This is a genomic window from Psychrobacter sp. H26 (assembly GCF_059073035.1).
In genome coordinates, this window is record NZ_JCACRW010000001.1 from 291,549 (window position 1) to 310,799 (window position 19,251).

Here is a 19,251-nt window from a genome sequence, read left to right on the forward strand (position 1 = left end):
TTTAGTTTTACAAGTTTCTATCCAATAGAGATCTATCGACTAGACAGTTTGAGTTTTGATGGTCTCAAGGTAGCTTCTGATGTTACTGACATAATGCATTGCTTGCCCGTACCGACTGTTGGAAGCTTTGTTATCTGCTAAATAAGCATAGACGTTCGCCCAGCTCTTATCATCAATACCTTGAGCACGTAGTTCACGCTGAATTCTTTTGACTGCATTGGGACCCATGTTATAACCTGCAAGTGCAAACCAAATACGGTCTGTTTTGGGTACATCAGAGAAGTCGTCTTTGACTTGCTCTAGGTAGCGTGCACCGCCACCAATGCTTTGGTAAGGATCAACACGGTCTGAGACGCCCATCGCTTTTGCAGTGTTATTGGTCAGCATCATCAGACCACGTACGCCAGTCGGTGACACCGCATCGGCATCCAAATGAGACTCTTGATAACCCATCGCCACTAGCAATTCCCAATCGTGATTATAATTGCGCGCTTGCTCTTCAAACGATGATTGATAATCAGGCAGTTTTTCTGTCAGCGTTTTTTGGAAATGATCCTGACTATAAGCGTCCTTTAGCAAGTTCTGATTGTAGAATGCTGCCAATTTCTGTGTGTTTTGTAGCTTGATGCTATCACACAAAAAATAACTGGCTTTTTTGGATAGTGGGTCATTAGATGAGCTAAACGTCCAACTGACTTTTGGGTGCAAGCCATTTTTAGTCAAGCTGAAATCATAACCACAGCTGACATTGATAGAAGATAGATTAAGTTGGCTTTTTAGCTTAGTGCTGGCAGTGGTCAATGCCATATCAGCATCACCTGATCTGATAGCTTTTAGCGCAGCTTCTTCGTTAGCATAAGCTTTTAAGTCGATATCAACACCAAGCTCGTCGGCGTAAGTGCGCACCAAATCAAAGCCAAAACCATGTTGGAAGCCGTCAGTTGCAAAATAGGTACTATCGCCTGGCACTGCGGCAATGGTTAAGGTGTTTTCCAGCATGACGTTGGCATAGGCTGGTACAGGACTACTCATTGTCGTTAGGCTCTGTGCTGGTAGAGAGAGTAGCGCTATACTGGATACTTGTGCCAGCTTCTTGGTTCTGGCAAAACGCCCTGACGCAGTAGGGGTAACGGATGAAACGATGTTACTTTTGGTGTTAAGCAGGCGTTTAGATGGACGCAGTAAATAAGAAATACGGCGTTTGGCCCCTTGCGCAGATACTTTTACACGATAAGTAATACGTTGCATGGATGTCTCCTGATTTTAGCCATCCTTCTTACCACAAAAACACATAAAGACAAGTGCACGTCATTTTGCATCTATCGATATAGCGTCTCAGACGATAGGGTACTTTTAAATAAAACAAGTACATATCATCTTGCTTGAATACAGTGCCACTAGCATACTCTCTCTAAGAGTTAGCGATGTGAGCGATCATTAGCCGGCGATTCAAGTATCATTCATATCATCACAACAGTCGTCTCAAAATCTAGACGCACGACTATAGGAAGGATATAGATCAGATGATTCCTTCATCAATGTTTCGATGTGGCTAATGGTCAAACAACTATATATCAAACATAGGTAAGGTCATGAGTAAGTCATTGGGACAATGACATAGCGCTAAGCAGCATTGAGATATTTTAAGATTAGAATAAATATCTTCATTTGCCTTTACTATGCAACTTTGAAAACTGGCGACACCTTGTGTTATTAGTAATAAGGTGGCTTGCTACAAAGTTTCTTGTCCAGCGATGAGAGTAAGTACAGTAGCTATCAAATAAAACAAGCCACGTCATATTGTCATCGCGACACTAAAATTAAAAACACGATGTTGCCAAAATATAGTGCATACATCGTGTCTCAGTGGCCAGCATTCTAAAATATCATTACTTATCATGTGTAATAAAATCTTAGATTACTGCCAATATCACTCTAGTGCCATAACCGGAAGCTGTAATAATGGGAAGTTTCATGACAAAACGTTCTTTCTTACAGGTAGTAATATGCGGTTACCGATTGTATTATTCAAGTAGAGTTAAGAAAAAAGCGATAAAACTTAACAATAGAGACATAAACGGTTAAATTTCCGTACATTAACTGTTTGTTATTCACAAAAAGACTAATAATGGCTAAAAACAGATAGACAGTGAATTTAAATGAGCCCGAAACTGTCAATTTTCAATCTGTTTTTCTACCATGTAACTGTCCATACACGCTATGCTGATTTCCTAGGCAGGGTTATTGATATCAATAAACGTCACTGGTAACTCGAATTCTTTAGCAACGATATCGCCCAATGCTTGGATACCGCCACGCTCGGTTGCATGATGACCACAGGCAAAATAGTCGATACCCAACTCTCGCGCACTATGCGTGGTACGCTCAGATATCTCTCCTGATATAAAGGCATCACAGCCCATAGCAGCCGCTTGGTCAATCATATCCTGGGCACCACCGGTACAAATACCCACTCGTTTGATCAGTCTGTTCTGTGAGTGAGCATCTGCGTTGTTTTCATAATTGGCTGAGATATGAAGCGGTGCGCGCCCTAATACTTGAGTAATTGTGGTGATAAGATCATCAGTAGTTTGCGGTGCACAAGTGGCAATATTACCAACAGGATGCGACTCGTGAGGATAGAGCGCACCAGTCATCGTCATACCTAAAGCATCAATCAGCTGGGCATTATTGCCAACCACAGGATGCGCATCAAGCGGTAAATGATAGCCAATCATAGAGATACCGTGCTGCATGAGTTTACGGACACGTCGACCCTTCATACCTGTGAGCGGGGCAGGTTCGCCTTTCCAAAAATAACCATGATGCACCATAATGGCATCAGCATTGTCAGCAATGGCGGCATCAATTAAGGCTTCGCAAGCAGTTACGCCAGTGACGATACGCTGTATTGGTCGTCCACCATCAACTTGTAGTCCGTTTGGCGCGTAGTCTTTGAATGCACTGGTAGATAAATACTCATCGCAGAACTGGGTCAGCTCTTGTGCGCTGATGCCACTGGTCAAAGATTTAGTCGTGTCTTGGGTCATTGGGCTTCCTTATTCTTATCGTATCGGTCTCTGTGGCAAGTATTTTACATGGTTTTTATTTTAACATGACGCTGCAAAAGAGTAGACAAGATGGATAACTGAAACGGTACACGATACGTTACTATTTCACGGCATTGCGGTTATAATTTATACATGTAAGTCTGCCTATCTGTGCATCCGTTGCTTAGCCAGGCAATGAGATGCGATCAGTCGCAACCAACTTACTTTATCTCTTATAACTTTATTTTTCACTGTTTGTTTGCATTACATTTATAGAGGTTCTATATGTCGTCATCCCAGAACACCCATAACAAGGCATCCCTATTAAAATGGTTGCCTTGGGTTTTATTGTTGCTAGTGTTAGCAGCGTTTATCTGGTTGTTTATGAGTATGAAGTCGACATCAGAGGCGACATGGGAACCACCAAGAACCACACCAGCTGAGCAGCAAGCCTCAGCACCAGTGGCAGACACGCCAGCGCCGATATCTTCTTATCATAATGCAGTGGCTCGCGCGTCACAGTCGGTGGTCAATATCTATACAACTCAAGCGATGATGGAGCACCCTTATATGGATGATCCTGTATTGCGTCGTTTTTTTGAAAATTATAGCGGACCGTCACAAGATCAAGGGTCGACCAATCTAGGCTCAGGGGTCATCGTATCAGAAGACGGCTATATTGTGACTAATGCTCACGTGATCGAGAAAGCCGATGAGATTACAGTCGCGTTCAACGATGGTCGTAAGAGCCGTGCTAGAGTCATCGGTACCGATCCAGACAGCGACTTGGCAGTGATCAAAGTCGATATGACAGGACTGACGCCACTTGGTTTCCGTGAAGATCCTATTCGTGTCGGTGATTTGGCCCTAGCTATTGGCAATCCATTTGGGGTCGGTCAAACGGTGACCCAAGGGATTATCTCAGCGACTGGACGTACGGGACTGGGTGTCAATAAATTCGAAGACTTTATCCAGACGGATGCGGCGATCAACCCAGGTAACTCAGGTGGTGCGCTAGTCGATGCGCGCGGTGAGCTGGTCGGTATCAACACTGTGATATTCTCACGCTCGGGTGGCTCGATGGGGATTGGTTTTGCGATTCCTACAGCGCTCGTTGAGCAAGTGATGAATGCGCTCATCAAAGATGGACGTGTCAGTCGTGGTTGGCTAGGTATCGAGATTCAGTCACAGCTACGTGATCCAACACAGCTTGAGACTTCAACGGGCGTGGAAGTGCTAAATGTCATCGAAGGTGGTCCTGCTGCCAAGAGTGGACTGCGTGTTGGTGATATCATCCTAACCATCGATGGTGTCGAGATGACTGATGCCAATACCTTGATCCAGTATGTCGCTCGCAAGCCGCCAAATACTGAGCTGGATGCGCAGATACTACGCCAAGGCAAAAATGCACAAGTCAAAATTATGCTAGAGGAACGTCCTGTCCAAGAGCCTATCGAGCGTCCTGTGGTACTGCAAGGAGAGAGTATGGGCGGTATGGAAGCAGAGCCAAGTATTCAAAGTGATGAAGAAGCGCCAATGATGTCAAAAGCAGAGCGTGATCGTATGCGCGAAGAGCTGATGAAATTGTTTGAGCAAGATACGGCGGCACAGTAAGGTGTATTGATTTAGCTAGTCGCATAAAAAAGCGCGCTCCTTTAAATAAGGAGCGCGCTTTTTGTTTGAAGGTTTGAAACACTTTTAGCAACGCTGACTGTCGTAAGCTTAGGGTTTTGCGTTTACCATTGCATTATGACTTTTCAATGGGGTCATGGTTGATATGAATAACCCCTTGTACCCGGCAGCAGCAGGGCAGAATCTCATCGTCCTCAATCATCGCAAGCGGATCAAACGGATAGTCCACCGTATGCGAGCTGGCAATACGCTTGACTCGGCAGCTACCACAATAGCCCTCACGGCATTGATAGTTGACCTCATGACCAGTGCGCAGCAGACCATCAAGCAGACTCTCGTCATCATGTAGATAGAACTGCTTTTTACTGGTCATTACCCACGTCATAATTTATCCTATTGGGATATGTCTTTGCTGTTACTACTACTAAAACGTAAAACGGTTACAACTCAAAGCTTTTATAATTCAAAGTCATCAAAATCACTGTCTGAGAGATCAGAGTCAATCTGACCAACCAAGTACGAGCTAATCTCGGTCTCTTGCGGGGCGACTTGCACATTGTCAGACGACAACCACGTGTTGATCCAAGGGATTGGGTTTGATTTTGAGTTCGGGAACGCCGCTGGCAAGCCGACGGTTTCCATACGCAAGTTGGTAATGTACTCGATGTACTGGCATAGAATGTCTTTATTTAGACCGATCATTGAGCCATCTTTGAACAGGTAGCCTGCCCATTCTTTTTCTTGCTCAGCCGCCTTGCGGAAGATCTCGATGCTTTCTTCATAACACTCTGCGGCAATCTCGACCATCTCAGGATCGTCACGACCGTTGCGCATCAGGTTCAGCATGTGCTGCGTACCCGTCAGATGCAGCGCTTCATCACGAGCGATTAGCTTAATGATTTTGGCATTACCTTCCATCAATTTACGCTCAGCAAAGGCAAACGAGCAAGCAAACGATACATAGAAACGAATGGCTTCTAGGACGTTGACTGCCATGATGCACAGGTACATCTGCTTTTTGAGTGATCTTAAATCAACCGCGACTTGCTCGCTATTGATGTTGTGCGTACCTGGACCGTACAAGCTATATAGTTGCGAGTTGCGATACAGCTCATCATAGTACTGAGCGATATCAGAGGCACGACCTAAGATGTGCTCATTTTGCATGATGTCATCAAAGATAATATTTGGATCATTGACGATATTACGAATGATATGCGTATAGCTGCGTGAGTGAATGGTCTCAGAGAACGACCATGTCTCAATCCATGTCTCAAGCTCAGGGATAGATACCAGCGGCAGCAGTACCACGTTTGGACTACGACCTTGGATAGAGTCGAGTAGGGTCTGGTACTTGAGGTTGCTCAAAAATATATGCTGCTCATGCGAGGACAAATTGCTAAAGTCGATACGATCGCGTGAGACATCGACTTCTTCTGGACGCCAAAAGAACGATAGCTGCTTTTCAATCAATTGCTCAAAGATAGGGTGTTTTTGTTGGTCATAGCGTGCCACGTTGACGGGCTGACCAAAGAACATCGGCTCTGTTAGCGCATTGTTTGGCGTTTGAGAAAAAATCGAGTAAGTCATGGGACTGCCTTTATAATTGATACGGTTATTAATTTATAGGGGTTTGACTGGTTTTGATTTGATTTTATGACACGTTTTTGGATTATAGCGTTTTAGCTTAGAGGTTCTCTAGTGATATCTGTGACGACTCTTGCCCATCGTTCATATAGGCTTTGAATATCTCGCTCAGCTCACTATCATCGAGTGCTTCTAATTCATCAAGTGCGCTTTTGCGTAAGGTGCTCACATCAGACTCTTCTGCTGTTTTTACGTCTTTTTTAGCCGCTCTCGATACTGGCTTTTTGGCTGATTTTCCCACACTTTTTTTGGCGACCGTTGTCTTTGGTGCTTCATCCACACCTAACTGCTGACGCACCGCTGCAATATCAACCTCGACTTGTACGATATGCGAGCCACCATCGTTTAGGTCTGAAAATACGTTTGGGATAAACAAACCACCGTCTTTGATGATTGCAGTATAGTGCACATGACCTCCGTCGTTTTAGTTCTATCTGTATGTTTTAATTTTAGCAGTAGCTAATCCCGCCTACCGCTTGTATCTGCCTTGCCGCTGGCGTGCAGTCTATTGTGTCTGACCGCATTCCTGTTGCCTCGATACTACGTTCAGTCACGGACTGCATCGCCATCGTCGTCAGCAGGATACCGCTATAGTCGTGGCTAAACGACCGTGTTAGGGCATCTTTCTTTATCCTTGACGACTCTTCCGTTTGGGCGCAACCTAAAACTAGCCACGATTCTTAGGGTTTAAAGTTTCAGGGAATAAGTCACCAATTGAACCTTTTTTTGGATAAGCTTTATTTACAGAGTACATAAATTCTTCCCAATTATCAGATGCTCTCATTAAACCAATTACAGCATGTAAATGCATTTCGAGTGCTTTTCTTCCTTGGTTTTCTGACAAATGCTGATGGTCCCTATGTTTGGCAAGACCTTTTTCATCTCTTGGGTTGAGTATTTTTAACTCATTAACTAAACCAACTGCCATTCGATCGTAAACTATATCGTTAGTATAGGTTCCAACAACACCAGGTCTATTAAATGTGCTCCACTTCCAATCTTTCAATCTAAATATTTGTTCATAAAACTCATCTGGAAATGTTTTAGTCCATGCAAGAAGGTCTTTAGTAATATAAAAATTGAGAATCTCTTGTAAAGCTTCAGCTTTACGAATATTTTGATAACCAGTAGCCTCATCTACTAATGCAACGATACCAACTTTAGCTAAAGATCTGATAATAATTGAGGCTTGCATAGCAGTGTCTTTCTGGTTTTTATACGTTACTGCACCTGCTTCATCGGCTAATATATATAGCTCACAAACTAAGGGGATAATGATGGCATCAAAGCCTTGAAAGCTTTTACCGTTTTCGTCTTTGTATAATATTTTTTCTTTTACTTCATTGAGTTCATCAGAAATGAATGGTTGTAAGTTTTTAGCATCCATAAAAGAGGGAGTGTCAGGTAAACGTGCATTACCTCTTACTTCTCTACCCAGAGCTTTAAAAACATCTGAATGCTTGATTATTCTTCGACCATCACTAAGAACAGCACATTCTAATTCTGCATCAGCAATTTTTATTGTACCTGTATATTCTGAAACGAGCATAAAAAATCCTTTTTTTATTAGCTGACATAGTGGCAAAAAGCGGATTCAACCCAAAAGCCAAACCCGCTATTCTTCAATAGCTTAGATCTTACAAGCTCCGCCAGCACAATCATCTTCCATATCCGCTTGGGCATCGTTCGCACCATCACGCGTGTTATGGTAGTACAACGTCTTCACACCCATTTTATAAGCGTTTAGCAAGTCTTTTAGCAATATCTTCATCGGTACACGGCCACCAGCGTAACGAACAGGATCGTAGTTGGTGTTGGCAGAGATACTTTGATCGACGAACTTCTGCATGATAGCGACCAGCTTTAGGTAACCGTCATTGTTTGGCATTTGCCATAGTAGCTCGTACTGATCTTTTAGCTTATCAATCTCAGGCACGACTTGCTTTAAGATGCCATCTTTTGACGCTTTGATAGAGACCAGACCACGTGGTGGCTCGATACCGTTGGTCGCGTTGGCGATCTGACTAGAGGTTTCAGACGGCATCAAGGCGGTTAGGGTCGAGTTGCGTAGACCGTGCTCAGTGATCTCGCCGCGTAGCGTTTCCCAATCGAGATGTAGCGGCTCTTGGCAGATTTTGTCCAAGTCGGCTTTGTACGTATCAATCGGTAAGATACCTTGTGAATATGTAGTCTCATTGAACGCAGGGCACGCGCCTTGCTCTTTTGCCAATTTGTTTGACGCTTTCAAGAGATAGAATTGCAATGCTTCAAACGTCTGATGGGTCAGACCAAGCGCGCTGTCGTCTGAATAGCGTGCGCCATTCTTAGCTAAGTAATACGCATAGTTGATTACGCCCACACCGAGCGTACGGCGACGCATGCTGCCGTTTTGAGCCGCTTTGACTGGATAGTCTTGATAGTCGAGCAGGGCATCAAGCGCACGAACGATGAGCTCGGCTGGCTCTTCGATGTCGCTGACGTTGTCGACTTTACCCAAGTTGACCGCTGATAACGTACAAAGCGCGATTTCGCCTTCTTCGTCATTGATGTTATCCAGTGGCTTGGTCGGTAGCGCGATTTCCATACATAAGTTTGACTGGCGAATCGGCGCAACCGTCGCGTCAAATGGGCTATGCGTGTTGCAATGATCGACGTTTTGGATATAGATACGACCTGTGCTCGCGCGCTCTTGCATCATTAGACTGAACAAGTCTGCTGCTGGGATCTGACGGCTACGTACGTTAGGATCGTTTTCGTACTTGGTGTATAGCTCTTCGAACTTGTCTTGATCTTCAAAGAATGCATCATACAAGCCTGGCGTGTCGCCTGGTGAGAATAGCGAGATGTCTTGGCCTTTGATTAGGCGCGTGTACATCGTTTTGTTTAGCTGTACGCCGTAGTCCATATGACGGACACGGTTGTCTTCGACGCCGCGGTTGTTTTTGAGTACCAGTAATGACTCAACTTCTAAATGCCATAATGGGTAGAACAATGTTGCAGCACCACCACGGACGCCACCTTGTGAGCAGCATTTCACCGCTGTTTGGAAAAGTTTGTAGAATGGGATACAGCCAGTATGCTGTGCTTCACCGCCACGGATCGGGCTACCAAGGGCGCGGATACGACCTGCGTTGATGCCGATACCAGCACGCTGTGACACATAGCGTACGATGGCGCTAGTGGTCGCGTTGATAGAGTCTAGGCTATCACCACATTCGATCAATACGCACGAGCTAAACTGGCGCGATGGTGTACGTACACCTGACATGATAGGCGTCGGTAGTGAGATTTTGAACTCTGAGGTCGCATCATAGAAGCGTTTGACGAAATCAAGACGGTCTGACTTGTCGTATTGGCTAAACAGACACATACCGACCAGCATATACAAGAACTGCGGGCTCTCATAGACAGTCTTGCTCACGCGATCCTGTACCAGATATTTACCAGCCATTTGTTCAACAGCGGCATAGGCAAGATTCATATCGCGCCAGTGGTCGAGGTATTCTTCTAACTCATCAAATTCAGCACGGCTATAGTCTGCTAGAATATGTTGGTCGTATTTGCCAGCGTCTGTTAGCGTTTTGACATGGTCATACAGATGCGGCGGCGTGAATCGGTTGTAAGCAATCTTACGTAGATGGAAGATAGCCAAACGCGCAGCGAGATACTGATAGTCAGGCGTGGTCTCAGAGATGAGGTCGGCAGCAGACTTGATGATGGTTTCGTGAATATCACGCGTCTTGATACCTTCATAAAACTGGATGTGCGACTTTAGCTCAACTTGCGATACCGACACGTTGTCCAAGCCATCCGCAGCCCATGCGATTACCTTGTGAATTTTGTCTAAATCAATAGGCTCTAAACGTCCATCACGTTTGGTTACTTGGATTTTATCAATATGTGTCATGCTGGCCTCTATTTTGATTGCTTATAGTGATGCTACGCGCCGAGTGGGCGGCAGACATTCTTTATAACGCTATTATGCGGGGTTGTGATAGGTCGTTTTTTGGACAAAAGACTGCCACTACTCATAGTGATGGTTAAAATCACTGAGTACTACATATAGCGTGTTTGTTAATTGGTAGGCACAATATAGCGGGAAAATTTTGAAAATACTATATTGATTTTAGAATAAAACTATGTTGCTACAAGGTTGTAGGCGGTCCAAATTTTGGCAAAGGACGATGGGATAAGGGTTAGACGCGAATGCGGTCAATAATAAATTTTTTGTAAAAATATCGTGACGTTTCGCTTTTCATTCTCTCGGTTATTGTTGACTGAAAAAGGCAGTCATGACGACAATAATGCGGGCGCAGATTGTACATCAAACCACAAAAAATCGCCACCCGTATCTTATTACTAGCGAGTGACGATTTGGACTAAAAAGGCGTTAAAGGTTTCTAAGTTGTCTACAGCACAATACGAACCGTTTTGGCATTATCAAGTGCCGCATAAAGCGCGTTGACTTGCTCAGCAGCCGTTAGGTATAGATTGACCCGTGCTGAGTGAAAACGACCTGTCTTTGATGGCTTAACTTCGATAGACGCCAGATCAAAATCAGGGAACTGACTACCCAAGATGAGCTTTATCTCATTAAGTAAGCTCTCATGCTCGCCTTCATGACCAATGATACTGAGCGGGTAGTTCATCGGGAACTCCCAAAGCTCTGGGTTTTGAATATCGGTCTTTTTGCCTTTTAGAACGCCTTTATTTGGCGTCAGGTCAGTGACTTTCACTGATGGCTGATTGCTGGTTGGGTTATTTGAATTGTTGTCGTTTGAATCATCACTCATGATATGAGCCTCGCTTGTATAGGGAAATAAGAAAAAGTTAATCAGTAACTAGTAGTAAGTAACTAATAGTGAATAATAAAAAAATCACCGCTATAGACATCCAGTGAATCAGACATCTGCTTGAGTCATGCCAAAATCAATCATAACGCAAAAAGCTGAGACAGGCTCAGTATGGTCGTAAATGGCATTTGTATCAGTCAAGCTATAGTCGATTCAATTTAAAAGTAGTACAAGGCAACCGAATGTAGATGTATGTGTGATACTTCAAGTGAGGTCAACGCTGTCATACTTTTATATTGGAATAGCTATATTAGGCAGAGAATATATGCACTGTTTATAGTGGTCTATGGGCAATTATTCAAGTGAAGTCTGTATTTAGTCTGTTTTGAAGCTAGGTAGTAAGCCAAATGGCTTTTATCAATAGCTATTGATAAAAACTACTGCAAATAGCCGTTGATGGGAGTGATATTAGGCGGGATATCCGTTTCTCCTAATGCTTCTCTTAGATTAATCTCGATAGTGCGTGACAAGGCAGTCAAAGGTAACTGGTTAGCCGCCAAGCCAAAAGGCTCTTCTGGCTCTTCACTCAGCGCATCTAGTCCAAAAAAAGTATAAGCAATCACCGCACAAATCAACGGGGTCGCCCAACCGAGCGAGGCTACCAGACCAAAGGGCAACATAATGCAATACAGATAGGTCGTGCGATGTACCAGCAGCATATAAGCAAAGGGTAGAGGCGTGTTATGAATGCGCTCGCAAGCTGCCAGTACAATCGTCATCGAGGTTAAGCGCTCGTCCATATTTTGTATGACTTGCTCTGATACCATTCCTTGACGCCGAATATCGCCAAGCTGCTTACCCATTAAGCGCATTATATAGTCAGGGGCGTTTTTCGCTTGATGCATACCATCATGATGGATCGGTGCGACAAAAGGCTCGATATCCTCCCATGGTTCAGTACCACGCAATCGATGACGTACAGCATGGGCAAAAGCAATGGTCAGATATATCATCGTTCGCTGAGTATTGCGTGCAGTCTCGTTACTATCCTTGCCACTCTCTATGGCAGTTGTATTGTCCTCATCTATAAAGGACAGCACTTGGCGCGCTAAGCTACGAGAATCGTAGACCAGCTGACCCCATAGTGTTCGCGCTTCCCACCAACGTTGATAGCTGGCATTGTTCCGAAACCCAAGGAACAACGATAGTGCAATACCTATCAAGGTAAAGGTCGCCGTACCATAATAAGGGAACGAGTTAGGGTACCAGTGCTGGATAACCGTTATCAGCGTGCTAAGTAAAGTAGTCAGTAAAATCTGCGGATAGATCTTGGGAACAATAGAGCCGCGCAGGGTAAAAAATATTTTGAGTGTGTTTGGGGTTTGGCGGACAATCATATCGGCGTCCTAGCGGTGGGTTTTGTGGTCACACTAACAGCATCAACATCAATATTGACTTCAATAGCCACAGGTCAGCCTAGAACGTAGCAACCTGTGTGAGCAGTTAATAACGCTGTAGTTGATTCGTTAAACACAAAAAAGCCGAGATAAACTCGGCTTTTTTGTGTCGCTGGCTTGAGTATTAGTCGTTCTCTAAGAACGAACGCAGATGCTCAGAGCGCGATGGATGACGCAGTTTACGTAGTGCTTTTGCCTCAATCTGACGAATACGCTCACGCGTGACGTCGAACTGCTTACCGACTTCTTCTAACGTATGATCCGTTGGCATATCGATACCGAAACGCATCTTGAGCACGCGCGCTTCACGTTCAGTTAAGTTGCCGAGTACATCACGAGTGGCTTCTTGTAGTCCAGCAGACGTCGCATCGTCGACAGGGCTTGAGATCGTACCATCTTCGATGAAGTCACCTAGGTGTGAATCTTCATCATCACCGATAGGCGTCTCCATAGAAATAGGCTCTTTAGCGATCTTGAGCACCTTACGGACTTTGACTTCGTCCATCTCTAGACGTTCGCCTAATTCCTCAGGCGTTGGTTCGCGTCCCATTTCCTGTAGCAGCTGACGTGAGACACGATTGATCTTATTGATGGTCTCAATCATATGTACCGGAATACGAATGGTACGCGCTTGGTCAGCAATAGAACGGGTGATTGCCTGACGAATCCACCACGTAGCATAGGTTGAGAACTTATAACCGCGACGATATTCAAACTTATCAACGGCTTTCATCAGACCGATATTACCTTCTTGAATCAGATCCAAGAACTGTAGACCACGGTTTGTGTATTTTTTCGCAATAGAGATAACCAGACGTAGGTTGGCTTCGACCATTTCTTTCTTAGCACGGCGAGCTTTTGCTTCACCAACAGCCATACGGCGTGCCACGTCTTTCATATCGTGGATTTTCATATCGAGCTGCTGCTCGTAGTCACGGATACGACGTTGTAATAAGATGACGTCATCAGTGACTTTTTCTAGCGTACCAGCAAATGCAGGCTTACCTTTGATACGCTCAATGAGCCAATCAACATTGGTTTCATTGCTTGGGAAAGTCTTGCGGAACTCTTCGCGCGGCATACGACCACGGCGAATTACCAGACGCATGATCTGACGCTCTTGCTTACGCACATCGTCATAGACATCATGCATAATTGCCATGACTTGATCTGATAGGCGGTTGTTTAGCTTTAGCATCATAAAGCGTTCAGCAAGTAGGGCATACGCAGTGTCTGCCTGTACGCTACCACGACCATAATCTAGCAAGGCTTGCTTGGCTTTGATAAATAGATGCTCGATCTCTTCTAGACGTAGACGTACTTCTTCTGGATCAAGACCGCTGGTTTCTTCTTCAGCTTCTTCTTCAACGTCGTCTTCATCTTCGTCTTCATCATCAAGGGCTTCGGCTTTGGCATTGACCTTGGCTTTAATAACTGGTGGGTTTTCTTTTTCTTCTTTGATGCGCTCACGCTCTTCTTTCGCCGCTTCTTTTGCTTCTTGGGCAGCGATTTTGTCTTCTTCGGTTTCAGGGTCTAAAAAACCAGTGATGACATCAGACAGCTTTTTTTCGCCGTCTTGTACTTTTTGATATTCATCAAGGACGAACTGTACGGTACCCGGCCAGTAAGACATAGCGTGCTGTACGTCACGAATACCTTCTTCGATACGTTTAGCAATAGAGATCTCGCCCTCACGGGTCAGTAGATCAACGGTACCCATCTCACGCATATACATACGGACAGGGTCAGTGGTACGACCAGGCTCGGTCTCAACAGAGGCGAGTACCGCTGCTGCTTCATCTGCTGCCATGTCATCGTCACTTGAATCATCATTCATCAAGATGTCATCGGCATCAGGAGCAGACTCAAATATTTTGATACCAACATCGGTTAGCATCTGCACAATATCTTCGATCTGATCGCTTTCGGTAATAGAGTCGGGCAGCTGGTCATTCACCTCAGCGTAGGTAAGATACCCTTGCTCTTTGCCCATTTGGATTAAGGTGGCCAGTTGAGATGTGGACTTAGAAACTGACTTATCGTTCATAAATACTCGCTTACTTGCATCGGACATTTTTATATTGTGACGCGCTATCGCTCGCTCTTTGCGTTGATCTTATCAGTCGATTGATCAAAATATGGCGTAGAGGTTGTCAATAATATCAAAAATGAGTTGATATGAATAAAGGCTCAAAACACTACAATAACAATGCTAAAAAAATAACTATGCTAAAAAAACAGCTAAAAATTAGAAAAGCTAAAAAACTTCAATACAGCACCCAAAAGAATATAGTACTTAAAAATAGTATCTAAAAGCGGATACGTAAAAATAATACCTAAGATTTGTGCTTAACGATGCATGCTCGCAGTCATTCACCAAGCAGTGCTGTCAATATACAGCGACACAGTTTAACACAGACCGCAGCTCTCAAGCACGAGCTAGTGATAGCTACTAGCCATTTTTACTGATTATTTATTATCAGTTGAATGATATAGGAGCTGCTCATGCTACTGGGCATAATCATTAGTAGTGGGGGCAGTAACTAAACTTTTAAAGGGTCGACATTTGAAATTGAGCATTAAGACTGGACAGTGACCATCTGTGATGAGCGTTCGGCATGTTGCGCGCGCAGCCAATTACTCAAATGCTGGGCTTGCATGCGTACGATTGCTTGTTTGATGTGATCAGGGTTTTTTATCAGCTCTTGCATTTTTTTCTTTATATTGCGCTCAAGTAGGGAGCTTACTAGCTCTTGTATTAAGTCATCAAGACTGAGGACGTTCCTTGCGGTTAGCGCTCTATAAAACCCGCCCCAGCTACCGCTCAATGTCACTTGATTGGTATGATCAAGGTTGGATAATACAAAGTGTGCCGCCGCATTGGCGTCTGTTGGTAAGTGCGTGATACAACGCTTGATAGTCGTGACGACATTCAATAGCGCAGCATCTTGCAAGTCTTCCCATGCGATAGCGCGCAATGCATCGCTCGCGGCCTTTTTTTGTATGTGGGCTGGCAGTTTTAGTCTTGTAAGACCAGACTGTTGCCATATTGACTCAATAGGATCATCGACTAACGCGCGCGGCTGAAACAAAAAACAAAGCTGCAGTTGCTGACTGATGGTCATGTCACCATCAAAATCTAGCAGCGCATCTTTGGCCTCGACATTTTGACTGCGCTTGCCACCAAGCTTTTGATACACATCATTGTTGAGCAAATAGCGAAAGCTACTGCCTTTAGGTAAGGCGGTGGTCAACGATCGTACTTGCGACATGAGTTTGGCTTTGCCTTCAGCCAGACTCATGTCATAACGTTCACTCAAATACGCAAAAATATACTGTGATAGCGGCATGGCATTAGCGATTTGCTCACGCATGGCATCGCTGCCCTGACTTTTGATAAACGTATCAGGATCATGATTGTTAGGCAGGGTCAAAAACCGTAGCTCTTTGTCATCAGCTAATACAGGCAGAGCAACTTCAAGTGTGCGCCAAGCGGCTTTTTGTCCGGCGCTATCGCCATCAAAGCTCAAGGTAAGCGTTGGGTTTAGAGTCAATAAACGTGATATCTGGCTTTCGTTGATGGCCGTACCCATTGACGCAATAGCGCCATAGATACCGGCTTGGTACAGTGCAATCACATCCATATAGCCTTCGACCACCAGCCAGTCGTTGGCACGCTGCTGACGCGACTCGTAATAGCCATAGAGTACGTGCTGCTTGTGAAAGACAGGCGAGTCTGAGGAATTGATATATTTGGGCTTAACTTCATCGTCAAGCGCTCGACCACCAAAACCGATGGTACGACCTTGATTATCACGAATAGGAAAAATAACCCGATCGCGCAGCAGATCATAGTCGCGGCCAGATTCTGACTGGCGCACTAGTCCCAAGGCTTTGAGTCCTTCGATATCTTGTGGAAACTGGTGCTCAAGATGTTGCCATCCAAATGGCGCGTAACCTAAACCAAAAGTCTCAAAAGTCTCTTCAGTGAGTCCACGAGACAAAAAATACTGCTTGGCATGAGGGTGAGTGGTTAGGTTATGCTGATAAAACTGCTGAATTTGCTCTAGCAGCTCGTATAGGTTGCCATCTTGGTCAGTTGTCTCAATACTAGCTATGCCTGCATCGGTATCCGTCAGCCATACTGGCGGGTAGTCATCATCCTGTGAATAATCGGACGGATATGAGTCCGCTGCGTATGGCACTGAATCGTAAGCATCTATCGGCGGGAAATTATCGTAGCCCTGAGCATCTGGATAACTGGGCTGATCCATGTAGCTTTGGTCGCGGTTATCTGCGTGGCTCTGATCTGCGTGGCTCTGATCTGCATGGTCTTGCTTTGTGTTGCTGCTATTTGAGTTGCTAGCATTTGGATGGCTTTGATTGACAGCTCGATCTACGGCTACATTAGAACGGTTTGGTGCCTGCGGCGGAATCACAGGTTTGGGTGCGCGGCGCTGGTAGCTGACGTTTTGTTGTTCTTCTTTTGGTACCTCAATGCCTGTTTGTTTGGACAGCTCATTGACCGCTTCAATGAAGGTCAAGCTTTCATAATCACGCAAAAAACTGATGGCATTGCCACCAACACTACAGCCAAAACAATGGTAGATGTTTTTTTGTGGATTGACATAAAATGAGGGTGATTTTTCACCATGAAAGGGGCAACAGCCTTTATATTCACTACCAGCACGTTTGAGCGTGGTATGTCGACCAATAATGCTGATCAGGTCAGCTTGGCTATTTAATTGTTCAAGAATATGGTTAGGGATGCTCATACAAAAAACAGTTTACCATAGGTCAATTATATTGGGGCAGAGTGAATAGCATACCACTAGAAAAATAAGGCCAACATAGTGTTGACCTTATTATTAATCATATAGACGATGGCGACTTAACCCAGTCACTGAATGGGATTATTCGTCGTCCATATCTGATGGGGTCAGTAGTATGCTATTGCTACTATCATCTAGGGTGGTGCGGCGTGTTGGGTTGATGTTTTGTGGATCAACGTTGGCTTCTCTCGCCGTAGAGCCAGTGCTTGATTGACTGGTAACGCGTTCAGCCGATGCTTCTGGCAGACCTAGTCCAACATTGATACCGTTGTTGCCTGAGGCCATCGCAGTATTGGCAGTGGTTGCACGAGCAGCGCTTGCACCATTATCACTTGGTAGTCTGAGCTGATTGGCATTGCGAATCATTTGGGTTTTAGTCACGCCGTTATATTCGCCAGTTGCCACTGAGTTGTCAGTTGTGTTTGAGCGACCAAGCTTACCAAAAGTCACTTTGTTGAGCCAAGAGCGATCACGTTTGGTGCTTAGCTTCACACTGCCGTTGCTGGTCAACATGTCTGGATAGTTGATTTGCAAGAGGGTTTTGTACTCGTCTGCCAAATCTGTTAGACCAAGCTTGTCGTGGCTATAGGCTAAGACGGCTAGGGCATCTGGAATCGATTCGCTAAGTGGGTAGTACTGGAACACCCATTTGGCACGGTTGACAGCTGCCACATAAGCTTCACGCTCGATATACCAGTTGGCTGCGCTCATCTCGCTTTGAGCAAATTGATTGTAGATGAAGGTCATACGCTGAGCGGCATCTGGTGCGTAAGGGCTGTTTGGATACTTGTTGATAAGCTCTTGGAAGTTGGCAAAAGCAATACGCAAATACGCAGTATCACGCTCTGCTTGGTTGAGTTTAAATAGCTTTAAGCTCTCAGATGAGCCTTCCATATTGGCAACGCCGCGTACGTAGTAAGCATAGCTGACTTGCGGGTTAGACGGATATAGACGGATGAATTGCTCAGCACTTGCCGCTGCCATCTCGTATTTATCAGCCTCATACTGTGCGTACATCATGTCGAGCAATGCTTGCTCAGCATATTGTCCAGTTGGATAAAAAGTACGCAAATTGGTCAATTCTTCAATACCTTGGAGATAACGACCTTTGTCGATTTGAGCAACGGCATCGCTATAGTAACCTTGCTCTGATTTTTCTGCAGTTTCTACCGCATCGACGTCTTTGGCACCCGTTAGGTTTTTGAAAGTTTGGCAACCCACTAGATTGACGCTAAGCGCAAGTAAGGTTATTGAGGACAGCTTGATAAACGTATTGCCAACAGCTTGCATACTTCTTCTCCGACACAAGACGCATAATAGCAGCAGCGCTATCATGCTATATAAAAGGTTAGTGATAAAAACAATTCACGAATAATAAGGTTTTTATCGAATGCAGTTTTTGTTATGACGTATTTTACTCATAGAACTGATTAAGCTATGAAAAATTTATAAATGTTCAGCCGCGCATGCGTGTTTTATCACAGTCAAACGATATAGAGAGCAAACGTTGTTGTTAAAATACAACGGCACTCAAATACGGCATGTCAACAGGGCATTCAAATACAAAGCATTCAAATATAGTGCCATAGCATACAGCAAAACATGGCTACACTTTATAGAATAACGTCAGCTTCGTCTATTTTTTCGCCACAGGTATTTTACAGGCAGTTTAACATGAGCGGCTATCACGAGCGATATCGAATATCACTGGCTGGAACAAATATACAGTAAATTACAGCAATGTTATGTTCCAGAGAGCTAAGGGGTAAATGTTAAACGCTCAAAATCGATAGATACCAGCCACTTTTATAGGGCTTGGGCGCGTGACATGGTACACTAT

The 19,251-nt window shown here is 44.6% G+C and carries 14 protein-coding genes; 2 read left to right on the top strand and 12 right to left on the bottom strand.

Annotation, left to right across the window (positions count from 1 at the left end; genetic code table 11):
* Nucleotides 1-39: 39 nt before the first annotated feature.
* The gene (locus AC5JPT_RS01345) at nucleotides 40-1,248 is read right to left on the bottom strand and encodes a transglycosylase SLT domain-containing protein (RefSeq protein WP_493856791.1); all 1,209 of its coding nucleotides are present in this window, start codon (nucleotides 1,246-1,248) and stop codon (nucleotides 40-42) included.
* A 983-nt stretch (nucleotides 1,249-2,231) separates the two neighbouring features.
* The gene (locus tag AC5JPT_RS01350; protein WP_493856792.1) at nucleotides 2,232-3,050 is read right to left on the bottom strand and encodes a Nif3-like dinuclear metal center hexameric protein; all 819 of its coding nucleotides are present in this window, start codon (nucleotides 3,048-3,050) and stop codon (nucleotides 2,232-2,234) included.
* A 285-nt stretch (nucleotides 3,051-3,335) separates the two neighbouring features.
* On the opposite strand from AC5JPT_RS01350, the gene AC5JPT_RS01355 reads away from it, so the two are divergent.
* Entirely contained in the window at nucleotides 3,336-4,664 is a 1,329-nt protein-coding gene (locus AC5JPT_RS01355) for a S1C family serine protease (protein WP_493856793.1), read from the top strand.
* Between the two features lie 133 nt (nucleotides 4,665-4,797).
* Here AC5JPT_RS01355 and yfaE read toward each other — a convergent pair whose 3' ends face one another.
* The 8 genes from yfaE to rpoD all read right to left on the bottom strand — a co-directional run bounded on the left by yfaE (nucleotide 4,798) and on the right by rpoD (nucleotide 14,626).
* Nucleotides 4,798-5,067, bottom strand: coding sequence for a class I ribonucleotide reductase maintenance protein YfaE (gene yfaE, locus AC5JPT_RS01360; RefSeq protein ID WP_493856794.1), 270 nt, complete (start codon nucleotides 5,065-5,067; stop codon nucleotides 4,798-4,800).
* Nucleotides 5,068-5,138: 71 nt separating this feature from the next.
* A complete protein-coding gene (gene nrdB / locus AC5JPT_RS01365; protein WP_493856795.1) occupies nucleotides 5,139-6,272 on the bottom strand; it encodes a class Ia ribonucleoside-diphosphate reductase subunit beta in 1,134 nt (377 codons plus the stop codon).
* Nucleotides 6,273-6,369: 97 nt separating this feature from the next.
* On the bottom strand, nucleotides 6,370-6,738 hold the full coding sequence (locus AC5JPT_RS01370; protein WP_493856796.1) for a hypothetical protein: 369 nt from the start codon (nucleotides 6,736-6,738) through the stop codon (nucleotides 6,370-6,372).
* Nucleotides 6,739-6,996: 258 nt separating this feature from the next.
* Nucleotides 6,997-7,878 (bottom strand): P63C domain-containing protein, encoded by an 882-nt coding sequence (locus AC5JPT_RS01375; RefSeq protein WP_493856797.1) that lies wholly within the window; start codon nucleotides 7,876-7,878, stop codon nucleotides 6,997-6,999.
* An 81-nt stretch (nucleotides 7,879-7,959) separates the two neighbouring features.
* Complete coding sequence (nrdA, locus tag AC5JPT_RS01380) at nucleotides 7,960-10,236, bottom strand: class 1a ribonucleoside-diphosphate reductase subunit alpha (protein ID WP_493843339.1); 2,277 nt, start codon at nucleotides 10,234-10,236, stop codon at nucleotides 7,960-7,962.
* Nucleotides 10,237-10,738: 502 nt separating this feature from the next.
* Nucleotides 10,739-11,122 carry a YbeD family protein gene (locus AC5JPT_RS01385; protein WP_493856798.1) on the bottom strand — a complete coding sequence of 128 codons (384 nt, stop codon included), beginning with the start codon at nucleotides 11,120-11,122 and terminating at the stop codon, nucleotides 10,739-10,741.
* A 437-nt stretch (nucleotides 11,123-11,559) separates the two neighbouring features.
* Nucleotides 11,560-12,519 (bottom strand): bestrophin family protein, encoded by a 960-nt coding sequence (locus AC5JPT_RS01390; protein WP_493856799.1) that lies wholly within the window; start codon nucleotides 12,517-12,519, stop codon nucleotides 11,560-11,562.
* Between the two features lie 184 nt (nucleotides 12,520-12,703).
* Nucleotides 12,704-14,626 carry an RNA polymerase sigma factor RpoD gene (gene rpoD, locus AC5JPT_RS01395; RefSeq protein ID WP_493843336.1) on the bottom strand — a complete coding sequence of 641 codons (1,923 nt, stop codon included), beginning with the start codon at nucleotides 14,624-14,626 and terminating at the stop codon, nucleotides 12,704-12,706.
* 131 nt (nucleotides 14,627-14,757) lie between these two features.
* On the opposite strand from rpoD, the gene AC5JPT_RS01400 reads away from it, so the two are divergent.
* Nucleotides 14,758-14,892, top strand: a complete 135-nt coding sequence (locus tag AC5JPT_RS01400) for a hypothetical protein (RefSeq protein ID WP_493856800.1) — start codon at nucleotides 14,758-14,760, stop codon at nucleotides 14,890-14,892.
* Between the two features lie 266 nt (nucleotides 14,893-15,158).
* Here the strand turns inward: AC5JPT_RS01400 and AC5JPT_RS01405 are convergent, their stop codons facing one another.
* On the bottom strand, nucleotides 15,159-17,354 hold the full coding sequence (locus tag AC5JPT_RS01405) for a DNA primase (protein WP_493856801.1): 2,196 nt from the start codon (nucleotides 17,352-17,354) through the stop codon (nucleotides 15,159-15,161).
* Nucleotides 17,355-17,492: 138 nt separating this feature from the next.
* Nucleotides 17,493-18,701 carry an outer membrane protein assembly factor BamD gene (locus AC5JPT_RS01410; RefSeq protein ID WP_493856802.1) on the bottom strand — a complete coding sequence of 403 codons (1,209 nt, stop codon included), beginning with the start codon at nucleotides 18,699-18,701 and terminating at the stop codon, nucleotides 17,493-17,495.
* Between the last annotated feature and the right edge of the window lie 550 nt (nucleotides 18,702-19,251).